Source organism: Bifidobacterium sp. KRGSERBCFTRI (assembly GCF_025908335.1).
The window spans coordinates 1,794,517-1,809,282 of the sequence record NZ_CP109653.1 but is presented as its reverse complement, the minus strand read 5'-3'; the positions used below and the strand labels follow the sequence as shown (position 1 = coordinate 1,809,282).

Here is a 14,766-nt window from a genome sequence, read left to right as displayed (position 1 = left end):
CCCGCGAAGTAGGGTTGAAGGCATGATCGAACTGAAAACCCCTAAAGAGATTGAAGCGATGAAGCCCGCAGGCCGCTTCGTCGGCGGCATCCTGCGCGACCTGAAGGAATTCACCAAGGTCGGCACCAATCTGTTGGAAATCGACGAATTCGTCCACAAGCGCATCGTGGACCGCAAGGGCGCCTCGTCCTGCTACGTCGACTATGCGCCTGATTTCGGCACCGGTCCGTTCGCGCACTACATCTGCACGTCCGTGAACGACGCCGTGCTGCACGGCGTTCCGTACGACTACAACCTGAAGGACGGCGATCTGGTCAGCCTCGATCTGGCGATCAACGTCGACGGATGGGTCGCGGATTCCGCCATCAGCTTCTGCGTCGGCACGCAGCATCCCGACGACCTGTGCCTGATCAAGTGCACCGAAGAGGCTTTGGCGGCCGGCATCGAAGCCGCTCAGCCGGGCAATCGTCTGGGCGACGTCTCCTGCGCCGTCGGCGACGTGGCACGCGAATACGGCTACCCGATCAACCTGGAGTTCGGCGGACACGGCGTCGGCCATATCATGCACGGCGATCCGCACGTGCCGAACGACGGCAAGGCGCATCACGGCTACAAGCTGCGTCCGGGCCTGGTCATCGCCATCGAACCGTGGTTCCTCAAGACCACCGACGAGATCTACCAGGATCCGAAGGACGGCTGGACGCTGAAGAGCGAGGACGGCTCCCGTGGCGCACACAGCGAGCACACCATCGCCATCACCGAAAACGGTCCGGTGATCCTCACCGTCCGCGACTAGTCCAAAACCTTATGAAAACGGGCTTGTGCGATTACGCACAGCCCGTTTTTTCATGCCCGTTTTGAGACGGAACCCACATATCGAAACGCGCATGCCATATAGTGGGCGGTACTTTTTGAACTGGTAAGGAGCGAACGAGTATGGCCACAGCCAATCTGAGTGTGGAATCCAAGGACTTCACCCTGCCGGTGGTCGAAGCCACGGCGGGCGCGGACGGCATCGTGGTGTCCACGCTGCGCAATGATGGCTGGGTCACACTCGACCCCGGTTTCCTCACCACCGCGCAATGCGAATCGAAAATCACGTACATCGACGGCAAGAACTCGATTCTGCGCTATCGCGGCTATCCGATCGAGCAGCTGTGCGAGCAGTCCGACTTCCTTGAAGTCGCTTGGCTGCTGCGTCACGGCGAACTGCCGAACAAGGACCAGTACGACCGTTTCATCTCCGACATCAACCACCGCACGATGGTGGGGGAGGACTTCCGTACGTTCATGGGCTCCTTCCCGCGCACCGCGCATCCGATGAGTGTGATGGCGTCCGCGGTCAACGCGCTCGCCACGTTCTACCCGGACACCACGGACATCAACGATTCCGACCAGCTGGACGAAGCGGCGACCATCATCATGGCCAAGGCGCGCACCATCGTCAGCTACATCTTCCGCCGCCGTCGCGATGAGCCGATGCTGTACCCGGACTACTCGCGTGGCTATGTCGACGATTTCCTGCGCATGTGCTTCGCCGTGCCGTATGAGCCGTTCGAATCCGATCCTCTGTATGTGCACGCGCTTGGCCGTCTGCTCATCATCCATGCCGACCACGAGCAGAACTGCTCCACGTCCGTGGTGCGCATCGCCGGTTCGGCGCACGCCAACCTGTATTCCGCGGTCGCGGCCGGCATCAACGCGCTGTCCGGCCCGCTGCACGGCGGCGCCAACGAGGCGGTGCTCCGCCAGCTCAAGGCCATCCGCGACTCCGGCAAAACCGTCAAGGAATTCGTGGAGGACGCGAAGGCCAACGGGCGTCGCATCTCCGGCCTCGGCCACCGCGTGTACAAGTCGTACGATCCGCGCGCGGCGATCGCCAAGACCTATCTGCAGAAGATCATGGAACGCACCGACACGCTGAAGCTGCCGGCGGACGAGCGCGCGCTGTTCGACGTGGCCACCGAACTGGAGCAGATCGCATTGAGCGACGATTACTTCGTGTCTCGTCATCTGTATCCGAACGTCGACTTCTACACGGGACTGATCTACCGTGCGATCGGCTTCGATCCGTCCATGTTCACCACGCTGTTCGCGTTGGGCCGCATCCCCGGCTGGATCGCGCAGTACCGTGAGATGCTCGCCGACCCGAACACGAAGATCGGCCGTCCGCGCCAGGTGTACACCGGCTACACGGAACGCGATTACGTGCCGATGGACCAGCGCCACTGAACGATATTGACACGCGGCTCCGGTTTCGGACGTGCGCATGCGCCTGCCATGGCTTGCCGCTACAGTGTTTCAAGGAACGAAAGAACCTAACGAATCGCTGGAACCGGTCTACGGCTCCGGCATGGTCAAAGGAGCGTACACATGACTGAACAGCGCACCGCATGGGGTTGGGGTCAGGCAAGCATCGATGCGGCCGGCAACACCCTTGACGTGTGGTATCCGGAACTCACGTTGGGCGAGGCTCCGGCTGAAACCTCGCGTCCGAATCACAACTTCGGCGCCATCGCGCATGACGAGGCCGACGCGCGTGGCGTGCGCCGCATGCCCGTGTTCACCGTGTCCAAGCTGGACGAGCCGATCGAGGACGCCGCCGACGCCTATCTGCGTCTGCACCTGCTGAGCATGCGTCTGGCCAAGCCGAACACGTTGAATCTCGACGGCATTTTCGCCAAGCTCAACAACGTGGTGTGGACCAACTACGGTCCGTTCGCCGTCGATGATTTCGCTTTGCGCAAGCTTGACGTGATGGCCGCCACCCGACAGTCCGGAGCCGTGTTGGCGCCGCACGTCGATGTGAACGTGCTGTCGATTGACAAGTTCCCCCGCATGGTCGACTACGTCGTGCCGACCGGCGTGCGCATCGGCGACGCCGACCGCGTGCGACTGGGCGCGCACCTGTCCGAAGGCACCACCGTCATGCACGCCGGCTTCGTGAACTTCAATGCGGGCACCCTCGGCGTCTCCATGGTCGAAGGCCGCGTCTCGCAAGGCGTCGTGGTCGGCAACGGCTCCGACATCGGCGGCGGCGCGTCCATCATGGGCACCCTGTCCGGCGGCGGCAAGCTCAAGAACTCCATCGGCGAGCACTCCCTGCTCGGCGCGAACGCCGGCATCGGCATCTCCCTGGGAGACAACTGCGTGGTCGAAGCGGGCCTGTACGTCACCGCCGGCACCAAGGTCACCATCTACGACAAGGCCAAGGTCGCCGCCGGCGAACCGCTCGAAACCGTCAAGGGCGCCGAACTGTCCGGCAAGGACAACATCCTGTTCATCCGCAACTCCGTGTCCGGCCGCATCGAGGCGCGCTACCGCAAGACCGGCATCGAGCTCAACGAGAAACTCCACAAGAACTGAAAACGGAATGGCGGAGAGCGTCATCCGCGCTCTCCGCAAGAGGAAACTCGTGAAAATCACACTGATCACCGTCGGCAAGGTCAAAGAGAAGTATCTGCGCGACGCCATCGCGGAATATTCGAAACGACTGGGCCGGTATTGCAAGCTCGGCATCGTCGAAGTGGCCGACGAGAAGACACCGGAGCATGCCAGCGACGGACTCGAACGGCAGATCAAGGCCAAAGAGGGCGAACGCATCGCCAAACATATTCGTGACGATGCGTTCGTCATCGCCCTCGCCATCGAAGGCAAGCAGCTCACCAGCGAACAGCTCGCCGCGAAAATCAACGACCTCGGACTCCACGGCACCAGCCATATCCAGCTCATCATCGGCGGCTCATTGGGACTCGACCCCGCGATCCTCAAACGAGCCGACTACCTGCTGAGCTTTTCCAAAATGACGTTCCCGCACCAGCTGATGCGGGTGATTCTGCTGGAGCAGATCTATCGCGCATACAAAATCAACGCCGGAGAACCTTACCACAAGTGATTTTCGAGGCGTTTCGCAAGAAACGCTAAGTAGGGGCGAGCCGGTATAGTGGCGCGTATGAGTGACTACAGGGACGAACGCGAGCAGCGAGAACGCCGTCGCCGCACCATGGTGCGCACGGTGTGCATCGTCATCGCCGCGGCGATGCTGCTGAGTCTGGTCATTCCTGCGATCTACGCGGGGCTTTGACGCCTTCGGGCCCGTATGATCCGAAACGGGCCCCGGTTTCCCGTATGCGTGCGGACAGGTTCGCGGTCCGTCCATGTGGGAAATGGATGTGGGCACGTGGAAAAACCTTATGGATTGTGCGGGAGCCGTGGACGGCTCCATGTCAGAATAGTCAGGAACGTAATAGAAATGTATGGTGTAAACGATGGCAGAATTTGATTACTCCGAGGCGATCAGCGAAGCGCGCGCCAAATACGAGTCCATTTCCAAGGCCCTCGACGTCGATCGACTGACCGCCGAGGCCAAGGACCTTGAAGTGAAAGCGGCCGAACCCGGATTGTGGGACGATCCGGAAAACGCACAGAAAGTGACCAGCAAGCTGTCCGCGGTGCAGTCGCAGCTCAAGCGTCTGGCATCCGCCGACCAGCGCATCGAGGACGTGGAGACCCTGGTCGAGCTTGGCCAGGAGGAAGAGGACGCCGACACGTTGGCCGAGGCGAAGGCCGAAGTCGAAAGCATCCAAAAGGATCTCGACGATATGGAGATCCAGACGCTGCTTGACGGCGAATACGACGAACGTTCCGCCGTGGTGACGATCCGTTCCGGCGCCGGCGGCGTGGATGCGGCCGATTTCGCGCAGATGCTGCTGCGCATGTACCTGCGTTGGGCGGAACGCAACGGATACAAGGCCAAGGTCATGGACACCTCCTACGCGGAAGAAGCCGGCATCAAGTCGGCCACGTTCCAGGTGGACGCCCCGTATGCATACGGGCGACTGAGCGTGGAGGGTGGCACCCACCGTCTGGTGCGTATCTCCCCGTTCGACAACCAGGGCCGCCGTCAGACCAGCTTCGCCGCCGTGGAAGTGGTTCCGCTGGTCGAAGCGACCGATCACATCGACGTGCCGGATTCCGAAATCCGCGTCGACACCTACTGCTCGTCCGGTCCTGGCGGACAGGGCGTGAACACCACGTATTCCGCGGTGCGCATCACCCACATCCCGACCGGCATCGTGGTGACCATGCAGGACGAACGCTCTCAGATTCAGAACCGCGCCGCCGCCATGGCCGTGCTGCAGTCCCGACTGCTGGTGCTGCGCCACGAGGAGGAAGCCAAGAAGAAGAAGGAGCTCGCCGGAGACATCAAGGCCAGCTGGGGCGACCAGATGCGCTCGTATGTGCTGCATCCGTACCAGATGGTCAAGGACCTGCGCACGGGGTATGAGACCTCGCAGACCCAGGCTGTCTTCGACGGCGACATCGACGAGTTCATCGAAGCCGGCATCCGCTGGCGTCACGAACAGCGTCGCGCGGCAGCCGAGGAACAAGAAGCCTAAGCGATAGGCGGAGGGAAAACACGATGGCGCTGATCTCGCTTGAACATGTGAGCAAAGTCTATCCAAAGGGCACGCGTCCCGCATTGGATGACATCAGTCTTGACATCGATCGAGGTGATTTCGTCTTTCTTGTGGGCGCGTCCGGTTCCGGCAAGACCACCTTGCTGAGCCTGCTGCTTCGCGAGGAGGAAGCCACGGATGGCGAGATCCGCGTCGCCGGCAACGATCTGCGACGCCTGTCCGCACGGCAGGTGCCGCATTATCGCCGGCAGATCGGCTTTATCTTCCAGGATTACAAGCTGCTCAACAACAAGACGGTATGGGAGAACGTCGCCTTCGCACTTGAAGTGATCGGCACAAGCCGTTCCACCATCAAATCGCTGGTGCCCAAAGTACTGCAGACGGTGGGGCTCACGGGCAAGGAAAACAACTACCCCCATGAGCTGTCCGGCGGCGAAGCGCAACGCGTCGCCATCGCAAGGGCGTATGTGAACCATCCTCAGATCCTGCTCGCCGACGAGCCTACGGGCAACCTCGACCCGACCACATCGCTGGGCATCATGGAAGTGTTGGACGCCATCAACCGTACCGGCACCACCATCGTCATGGCCACACACAACGAAGAGATCGTCAACTCCATGCGCAAACGCGTGGTCGAATTGCACACCGGCAAGATTGTGCGCGACGAGCAGCAGGGATCCTACGATTCCGCGCTGTATTTCCCGGATGCCGAAGTCGAGTCGAAATCGCACCAGGCATTGGGCACTTCCGACCCGAACGCGAAATACCGTCGACAGAACGCCATCGATTCAACGAACGCTCCTGACGACACCGTCGACGTGGAAGGCGCGACGCGCGCCGAAACCGTGGTGAACGCCGTGGATGTGGTCGCCGCTGCCGTCCATGACGGACAGGGGAACGACGGCATCGCCCGTCTTGCCAAATCCGTGCATTCCGGACGCACCGGCCGTTACGGCGAGGCCTTCGCGTCAGTGGAGACCACCTTGACCTGGGGCAAGGGACTGAGCCTCGAACAGATGGCCGACCAGGAACAGGCCGAGCAAACCGAACGGAACGAACAGGCCAAGACCTCCGCTGAAAATGATGCCTCCGAGACTGGTGCCGACGAAGCATCGGCGCTGTCCGCTCCGCCTGCACCGCCCGTTCCACCGACCCAAACCGAGCCTCCGACACCGCCCGAACCGCCCGTCCCGCCGGCACCGTCCGATGAAAACCCTGAGGACACCAAGGAGCACGACTGATGCGTTTTCGTTTCATCCTTTCCGAAACATGGAACAGCCTCAAGCGCAATGTTTCAATGATCATCTCCGTCATGCTGGTCACATTCATCTCCTTCCTGTTCATCGGCGTATCCGGCCTGATGCAGGCACAGATCACCGCCGCGAAGGGCGAATGGTACGACAAGGTCGAAGTGGTCGTATGGCTGTGCCCGGACGGTGCCAGCCAGGCGGCGTCCTGCTCGTCGGGCAAGGCGCCTTCCAACCAGGAGATCGTCGATCTGGAGAACGTGATCAACGAGGAAGCCGGCAACATCGTCTCCAAAATCACATATGTGAGCCGTGAGGACTTCTACAAGAACACCTTCCTCAAGCAGTATCCGAACGGCGAATACCAAGGACGCGTGCTCACCGCCGCCGACATGCAGGGGTCGCTGCGTCTGAAACTGAAGGACCCGACCAAATACCAAGTGGTATCCGAAGTGTTGAGCGGCCGCACCGGTGTCGAGGAAGTGCAGGATCAACGCAAGATCTTCGACCCGGTCTTCTCGGTGCTGAACCGTGCGACGGCGGTCACCGTGGCGCTCGCCGGCGTGATGATCCTGGTGGCCATCATGCTGACCGGCACGACGATTCGCATGAGTGCCGCCTCGCGTAAGAACGAGACCGAGATCATGCGACTGGTGGGAGCCTCGAACTGGACCATCCGCCTGCCGTTCGTGTTGGAAGGCGTGTTTGCGTCGCTGATTGGTTCGCTGCTCGCCTGCGGAACGTTGAGCGCCATGGTGAAGCTGTTCATCACGGATTGGCTGTCGAAGAGCGTGCAGTGGATGCCTCTGATCAACCAGAAGACGGTATGGCTGCTTGCACCGGCCCTTGTGGTGGGAGCCGTCGTGCTGTCGATCGTCGCGTCCAGCATCTCGCTGAGGAAGTACCTGAAGGCATAAACCGGCGGAGTGCTGAACGAGATGTTCAGCATATTTGAAGTTTGCTGGATACAATGTCGAAATAGGTGGATTTCGGGAAGGGAATACATGTCTAGGAAAATGACGAGACAGGTGCGGCCCATCGTTGGACTGATGCTTGCTTCGGCTATGTTCTGCGCCGGCGGCGTCGCGGTCGTCGTCGCGCCGGCTCCGCAGGCGCATGCCGTGAGCATGTCGGAATACCAGGCGAAGGTGTCGAACCACGCCAAGCTGAAGTCGCAGCTTGTCGGCGTGAGCAGCGATCTCGCCGACACGATTCTGCAGTTGGCCGATTTGAACGACAACCAGATTCCTGCGGCGGTCGAGGCCGCGGAATCTGCCCAGCAGGCGGCAGAACAGGCGCAGAGCCTGGCGGAAGCGACCACGCAGCGGTTGCAAGCGGCCCAGCAGGACAAGGCGAACCTTGAGGAGCAGATCAAACAGACCGGCTCCGACTATGATGACGCCAAGGCCGCCGTCGCGCAGCTCGCCCGCGAAAGCTTCCACGGCTCCAGTACGTCGGATGTGCTGGATTTTGTCACCGATTCGACGACCGCCGACGATTTCGTCAACAAGATGCAGTCGCAGGCCGCGGTCACGCGAAGCGAATCCAACGCGGCAACCGACGCGGCGAACGAGCTGAACACGTCGATGAACCGTAAGGACCGTCTGGGCGCCATCGAACAGAAGATCACTCAGCTCAAGGAGCAGGCCGACCAGCAGGCGGCAAGCGCCCAGCAGGCGGCAAGCGAGGCCAGCGCCAAGCAGACCGCCCTGCAGAAGCTGCGTGACGAGGGCACGGTGAAACGTGAGAAGCTCGAATCGCAGAAGAGCCAGCTGACAACGCAGAGCGCCAAGGAAGCGGCGGACATCGTCGCCATGAAATCGCAGATCGATTCATGGAACAACCAGTACAACAATTCCAACAACGCCGCTGTCAACCCCAATAACAACCAGCAGCAGTCGCGTCCGAACAACAACACGAACTACAATCCCGCTCCCGCGCCTGCACCTGCGCCGGCTCCGACGCCCAATAACAACAATTCCGGCGGCGCCGGCGGCATGAACTATGCGGTGCCCGGCAATTGCCCGGCCGGTTCCGGATACTGCTACGGACACAACACCGGCAACACGGTCGGCGGTGCCGCGTATCCGTCCCGCCAGTGCACGCTGTGGGCATACCTGAGGCGTTCCCAGCTGAGCCTTCCGGTCGGCTCCTACATGGGCAACGGCGCCGATTGGGCCAATACCGCTCGTGGACTCGGATACCTGGTGAACAACACCCCGCATGTCGGCGCGGCGATGGTGTTCGCGCGCGGCCAAAGCGTAGGCGGACATTGGACCGCCGACTGGCAGTACGGCCACGTGGCCGTCGTGGAACGCGTGAACGCCGACGGTTCGGTTCTGATCTCCGAAGGCGGCACTGGCTTCGCGACGTTCCCGGCTTGGGAAACGATCTCCAACGCCGGAGCCTACCAGTACGTCCACTACTGACGGTTCCGTTCCAGACATGAAACCACGGCAAGCGCGCCGTCCGCATCGTCGGGCGACGCGCTTTCGTGATATGGTCGACGGAGTCGCGTTGCATACACTGATCGAAAGAACCGGGAAGGAGGTCCGACATGGCCAAGGAACAGGGAACCAAACCGATCGCGCAGAACAAGAAGGCGCGTCACGACTACGCCATCGAAGACAAGTATGAGGCCGGTCTCGTGTTGACCGGCACCGAAGTGAAGTCGCTTCGTGAAGGACGGGCGTCGCTGGCCGAATCGTTCATCACCATCGACCGTCGTGGGGAGATGTGGCTTGAGGGAGCCAACATTCCCGAATATCTCAACGGCACGTGGAACAACCACGCACCCAAGCGCAAGCGCAAGCTGCTGCTGCATGCGGCGCAGATCGACAAGCTGGCCCGCCAAACCCAGGCCAAGGGATTCACCATCATTCCGCTGAGCCTGTATTTCAAAGACGGCCGCGTCAAGGTCGAGATCGCGCTCGCCCGAGGCAAGAAGGAATTCGACAAGCGCCAGTCGCTTCGCGAGGAGCAGGACAAGCGTGAGGCGCTGCGAGCCATGCGATACGCCAACAAGCAGGTGCGATAAATCGGAAAAATTCCGGTTTCACATAGTGAAAGAACGCCGATTCAGGAAAATTTTTGTAACACACCCTCTTTACGCTAGGATACGGTTCGGCTGAACAGGCCGATATGAATCCATAGGAGAGGGAACATGCAAGCAGGAAAAGCCCTGAAAACCGCCGCCGCGTTCATGTTGAGCGTGGCCATGCTCGCCACCGGCGCGGCATGCGGCACCAGCGACGACAGCGACGCCTCGGCGTCGAAATCCAGTTCGAAGTCCAGCGAACTGACCGGTTACGATGTTTCCGGCGTGAAGAAGGACGACGCGATCGCCAAAATGCTGCCGGATTATGTGAACAAGGACGGCAAGCTCACCATCGGCATGGATACGTCGTACGCGCCGGCCGAATTCCTGGCCGCGGACGGCAAGACGCCGGTCGGCTTCGACGTGGACATCGCCAAGGCGCTGGCCGGAGTGTTCGGTCTTGAGGCCGATCCGGAAACCGCGAACTTCGATTCGATTATTCCGGCCGTCGGCGCCAAGTACGACATCGGCATCTCGTCGTTCACCGTCACCAAGGAACGCCTCGAGGCGGTCGACTTCGTCAGCCACTTCAACGCCGGCTCCGCATGGGCCGTGAAGAAGGGCAACCCGAACAAGGTCGACACGTCCGATCTGTGCGGCAAGAAGGTGGCCGTGCAGACCGCCACCATGCAGGAGACCGCCGCCAACAAGATGGCCAAGCAATGCAAGGCCGATGGCAAGGCGGAGATGGACGTTATCTCCAGCAAGTTGCAGACCGATGTGACCACCAACGTCGTCACCGGCAAGGCCGACGTGTTCTACGCCGATTCGCCGGTCGCCGGCTACGCGATCGCGCAGACCGACGGCGAACTCGAAACGCTTGGCAAGACCGAAGGCATCGCCCCGGAAGGCATCGTCGTCAAGAAGGGCGACCAGCAGATGGACGAGGCCCTGCAGAAGGCCCTGCAGAAGCTCATCGACGACGGCACCTACATGAAGATCCTCAAGTACTGGGGTGTTCAGGACGGTGCCATCAGCAAGCCGGAGATCAACACCCCCGGCACCAACGAGTGACTGTTTCGGAACTTTTGCGTCCGTTAATACGCTCGTAGCAATCCGCTCTTAGGTTATGCCATAGCCACGTTTGGCTGGTTGATTTGGCTGGGTTGAAGAGAGGACTTGCCATGATGAGGAACCTGAAAGGTTGGGCGGCGCTCGCGTTGAGCGCGGCGATGGTCGTCTCGATGGGAGCCTGCGGAACCTCCGACAAAACGGATTCCCAAGCTTCCGTCGATTCGAATTCGTCGTCGACCACCGGTTACGACGTGTCCGGCGTGAAGAAGGACGAGAAGATCGCCAAGATGCTGCCGTCCTCCGTCACCAAGGACGGCAAGCTGACCGTCGGCATGGATACGTCGTACGCGCCGGCCGAGTTCCTGGCCGCGGACGGCAAGACGCCGGTCGGCTTCGACGTGGACATCGTCAAGGCGTTAGCGAAAACGTTCGGCCTCGAGGCGGATCCGCAGACGTCGAATTTCGATTCGATCATTCCATCAATCGGTTCGAAGTACGATATCGGCGTCTCGTCGTTCACCATTACCCCGGAACGCATGAAGGCCGTCGACTTCGTCAGCATGTTCAAGGCCGGTTCCACGTGGGTGGTCAAGAAGGGCAACCCAGGCAAGATCGACACGTCCGACCTGTGCGGATTGAAGATCGCGGTGCAGACCGGCACCACACAGGAGGAGGAAGTCAACAAGGGCGCCGAACAGTGCAAGGCGGACAACAAGCTTGACATCCAGATCCTGTCCAACAAGCTGCAGACCGATGTGACCACCAACGTCGTCACCGGCAAGGCCGACGTGTTCTACGCCGATTCGCCGGTCGCGGGTTATGCGATCTCCCAGACCGACGACCAGCTTGAGGCCCTCGGTGAGGACGTCGGCGTGACCAAGGAGGCCGTGGCCATCAAGAAGGGTGATTCCGACACGGCCAAGGCGGTGCAGGCGGCCATGCAGAAGCTGATGGATGACGGCACGTACATGAAGATCCTCAAGCATTGGGGCGTCGAATCCGGCGCCGTCGACAAGGCCGAGATCAACCCGACCGATTTGGGCTGATCGGCGCACTGACGCTGCGGGCGTAGGGGCATCGGACGTATATAGATCGATGCCCCTACGCTTTTTGCCGATTAACGTCGGCGTAGCATTGCGGTTTTATCGTGTGCCTTTGGAATACTGGACGTCTGATTGGCAAATGGACGATTACCGTTCAGTGGATGGGAAGAGAATAGAAGGAGAACCCACTATGTCGTTGAAATTCAAATCGTTTGCCGCTCTCGCGCTGAGCGCGGCCATGATGTTCTCCGTCGCCGCATGCGGCACCACGGATTCCGGTGACGCCAAAAGCGACTCGAAGGCGAAGAACACCACCGTTGGTTACGATGTGAGCACCATCAAGAAGGATGACGAGCTGGCCAAGCTGGCCGCCTCCGCGAAGACCGTCAAGGACGGCGAGCTGTCCGTCGGCATGGAACTGTCCTATGCTCCGGCCGAATTCTACGCCGAAGACGGCAAGACGCCGGTCGGCTACGATGTGGACATGTCCAAGGCCATCGCCCAGACGCTGGGCCTGAAGCCGAAGATCGTCTCCTCCATGTTCGACACCATCGTCCCGTCCATCGGCTCCAAGTACGATCTGGGCATCACCGCCATGACCATCACCGAAGAGCGTCTGCAGTCCGTCGACTTCGTGAGCTACTACCGCGCCGGCTCCACGTGGGCCGTGCAGAAGGGCAACCCGAAGAAGCTCGACACCTCCGACATGTGCGGCGCGAAGATCGCAGTGCAGACCGGCACCGTCCAGGAGGACGAGGCCAACAAGATCGCCAAGGGCTGCAAGGCCGACAAGAAGGCCGAAGTGATGTCCTACAAGCGTCAGGCCGAAGCCGCCACCGCAGTGGCCACCGGTAAGGCCGACGTGTTCTACGCCGATTCGCCGGTCGCCGGCTACGCGATCTCCCAGACCGACGGCCAGCTTGAGGCCCTCGGCGACGTTGAAGGCGTGGCCAAGCAGGGCATCGCCATCAAGAAGGGCGACCAGCAGCTCGACGAGGCCGTGCAGAAGGCCGTGCAGAAGCTGATGGATGACGGCACGTACATGAAGATCCTCAAGCATTGGGGCGTCGAGTCCGGCGCTCTCGACAAGGCTGAGATCAATCCGACCGACCTCAACTGATCTCATCAGATAGATAGAAAAAGGAAACAGCATCATGGCGAAGAAACAAGTCGACGGCGACGGCCTCGATATTCCCAATCGCATTAAAGCCTTGCCCGTCAAGCGTACGGGTCCGATCGTGGCGGCCATCATCGTCGCGCTCTTCGCCGCGATGCTGGTGCAGGCTTTGGTCACCAATCCGCGTTTCGAATGGAATGTGGTCTGGAAATACCTGTTCAACGAGAACGTACTGGAAGGCATCAAGTACACGCTGCTGCTGACCGTCATCTCGATGGTCATCGCCATCATTCTGGCGGTCATTCTGGCGGTCATGCGCAAATCCATCAACCCGGTGCTGCGCGGCGTGAGCTGGTTCTACATCTGGTTCTTCCGTGGAACCCCTGTGTACACGCAGCTGGTCTTCTGGGGTCTGTTCGCGGTGCTGGTGCCACGTATCGGCGTGGGCATCCCGTTCACCTCAATCGAATTCTGGAGCATTGACTCCCAGTCTGTCATCACCGCGTTCAACGCCGCATGGCTGGGCTTGGCCCTGAACGAAGCCGCCTACCTGGCCGAAATCGTGCGCGCCGGCCTCGAGGCCGTCGATCCGGGGCAGACGGAAGCCGCAAAGGCCCTCGGCATGAAGCGCACGCTCATCATGCGTCGCATCGTGCTGCCGCAGGCCATGCGCATCATCATCCCGCCGACCGGCAACGAGTTCATCGGCATGCTGAAGACCACGTCGCTTGTCAACGCCGTGCCGTTCACGCTGGAACTGCAGTTCGCCACCACGGCGATCGCGACCCGTCTGTACAAGCCGATTCCGCTGCTGATCGTGGCGTGCATCTGGTATCTGGTCATCACCTCCATCCTGATGGTCATCCAGTCGCGACTCGAAAAGCACTTCGGCAAGGGCTTCGACGCCCGTCCCGCCGGAGCCCGCGGCAAGCGCACGCCGCTACCGGGCAAGACCTTCGGCGAACCCAAGGATGACGTCGACAAGCAGAACGAAGCCACGTTCGCGGGAATGACCGCGTGAGGGGAATGACCATGAGCGAAATCACAACCAACGAAATCGTTCCCGCCGTCAAGGCGACCCAGGTGCACAAGGCCTTCGGCAACCTGCACGTGCTCAAAGGCATCGACATGACCGTCATGCCCGGCACCGTCACCGTGATTCTCGGACCGTCCGGTTCCGGCAAATCCACGTTCCTGCGTCTGATCAACCAGCTGGAAACCCTGACCGGCGGCGAAATCGACGTCGACGGCGAAATGATCGGCTACAAGTACGTCGACAAAGGCGGCGAACGTGTGCTGCAGACCCTGAACGACAAGGAAGTGGCCGAACAGCGTTCCAAACTCGGCATGGTGTTCCAGCGCTTCAACCTGTTCCCGCACATGACGGCTCTTGAAAACGTCATGGAGGCTCCGGTCCACGTCAAGCACATGGACAAGAAGGAAGCCCGCGAACTCGCCATTCAGGAGCTGAACCGCGTCGGCATGGGGGAGCGTCTCGACTACTATCCGGCACAGCTGTCCGGCGGCCAGCAGCAGCGCGTGGCCATCGCCCGCGCGCTTGCCATGAAGCCGGAGATCATGCTGTTCGACGAACCGACATCCGCGCTCGATCCGGAACTCGTCGGCGAAGTGCTCAACGTCATGCTCGACCTCGCCAAGGAAGGCATGACCATGGTGGTCGTCACCCATGAGATCGGCTTCGCGCGCGAGGTCGCCGACCAGATCGTCTTCATGGACGGTGGCGTGGTCGTCGAACAGGGCGGACCGGAGATCATCGACCATCCGAAGGAGTCGAGGTTTAAGGACTTCTTGCAGCACGTCCTGTAGC

The 14,766-nt window shown here is 60.9% G+C and carries 15 protein-coding genes; all 15 read left to right on the top strand.

Annotation, left to right across the window (positions count from 1 at the left end):
• Nucleotides 1–22 precede the first annotated feature (22 nt).
• Nucleotides 23–796, top strand: a complete 774-nt coding sequence (gene map, locus OGI63_RS07735) for a type I methionyl aminopeptidase (protein WP_011742918.1) — start codon at nt 23–25, stop codon at nt 794–796.
• A 140-nt stretch (nt 797–936) separates the two neighbouring features.
• Nucleotides 937–2,232 carry a citrate synthase gene (locus tag OGI63_RS07730; RefSeq protein WP_011742919.1) on the top strand — a complete coding sequence of 432 codons (1,296 nt, stop codon included), beginning with the start codon at nt 937–939 and terminating at the stop codon, nt 2,230–2,232.
• Nucleotides 2,233–2,373: 141 nt separating this feature from the next.
• On the top strand, nt 2,374–3,366 hold the full coding sequence (gene dapD, locus OGI63_RS07725; protein WP_264308986.1) for a 2,3,4,5-tetrahydropyridine-2,6-dicarboxylate N-succinyltransferase: 993 nt from the start codon (nt 2,374–2,376) through the stop codon (nt 3,364–3,366).
• 49 nt (nt 3,367–3,415) lie between these two features.
• On the top strand, nt 3,416–3,895 hold the full coding sequence (rlmH, locus tag OGI63_RS07720) for a 23S rRNA (pseudouridine(1915)-N(3))-methyltransferase RlmH (RefSeq protein WP_033499393.1): 480 nt from the start codon (nt 3,416–3,418) through the stop codon (nt 3,893–3,895).
• A gap of 57 nt (nt 3,896–3,952) precedes the next feature.
• Complete coding sequence (locus OGI63_RS07715; protein ID WP_003808418.1) at nt 3,953–4,084, top strand: hypothetical protein; 132 nt, start codon at nt 3,953–3,955, stop codon at nt 4,082–4,084.
• Nucleotides 4,085–4,268: 184 nt separating this feature from the next.
• Nucleotides 4,269–5,399 carry a peptide chain release factor 2 gene (gene prfB, locus OGI63_RS07710; RefSeq protein WP_003808420.1) on the top strand — a complete coding sequence of 377 codons (1,131 nt, stop codon included), beginning with the start codon at nt 4,269–4,271 and terminating at the stop codon, nt 5,397–5,399.
• Between the two features lie 23 nt (nt 5,400–5,422).
• On the top strand, nt 5,423–6,661 hold the full coding sequence (ftsE, locus tag OGI63_RS07705; RefSeq protein ID WP_003808422.1) for a cell division ATP-binding protein FtsE: 1,239 nt from the start codon (nt 5,423–5,425) through the stop codon (nt 6,659–6,661).
• Nucleotides 6,661–7,584: a permease-like cell division protein FtsX gene (ftsX, locus tag OGI63_RS07700; RefSeq protein ID WP_003808425.1), complete on the top strand. Its 924-nt coding sequence runs from the start codon at nt 6,661–6,663 to the stop codon at nt 7,582–7,584. Before ftsE ends, ftsX begins: the two co-directional genes overlap by 1 nt.
• Before the next feature lie 87 nt (nt 7,585–7,671).
• Nucleotides 7,672–9,096: a CHAP domain-containing protein gene (locus OGI63_RS07695; protein ID WP_172458545.1), complete on the top strand. Its 1,425-nt coding sequence runs from the start codon at nt 7,672–7,674 to the stop codon at nt 9,094–9,096.
• 128 nt (nt 9,097–9,224) lie between these two features.
• Complete coding sequence (smpB, locus tag OGI63_RS07690) at nt 9,225–9,704, top strand: SsrA-binding protein SmpB (protein ID WP_003808431.1); 480 nt, start codon at nt 9,225–9,227, stop codon at nt 9,702–9,704.
• Between the two features lie 126 nt (nt 9,705–9,830).
• On the top strand, nt 9,831–10,778 hold the full coding sequence (locus OGI63_RS07685; protein ID WP_011742922.1) for an ABC transporter substrate-binding protein: 948 nt from the start codon (nt 9,831–9,833) through the stop codon (nt 10,776–10,778).
• 110 nt (nt 10,779–10,888) lie between these two features.
• Nucleotides 10,889–11,824, top strand: coding sequence for an ABC transporter substrate-binding protein (locus OGI63_RS07680; protein WP_011742923.1), 936 nt, complete (start codon nt 10,889–10,891; stop codon nt 11,822–11,824).
• Nucleotides 11,825–12,011: 187 nt separating this feature from the next.
• Complete coding sequence (locus OGI63_RS07675; protein WP_033499228.1) at nt 12,012–12,941, top strand: ABC transporter substrate-binding protein; 930 nt, start codon at nt 12,012–12,014, stop codon at nt 12,939–12,941.
• A 34-nt stretch (nt 12,942–12,975) separates the two neighbouring features.
• Nucleotides 12,976–13,959: an amino acid ABC transporter permease gene (locus OGI63_RS07670; RefSeq protein WP_003808439.1), complete on the top strand. Its 984-nt coding sequence runs from the start codon at nt 12,976–12,978 to the stop codon at nt 13,957–13,959.
• A gap of 11 nt (nt 13,960–13,970) precedes the next feature.
• Nucleotides 13,971–14,765: an amino acid ABC transporter ATP-binding protein gene (locus tag OGI63_RS07665; RefSeq protein ID WP_021913646.1), complete on the top strand. Its 795-nt coding sequence runs from the start codon at nt 13,971–13,973 to the stop codon at nt 14,763–14,765.
• Nucleotide 14,766: the final 1 nt, after the last annotated feature.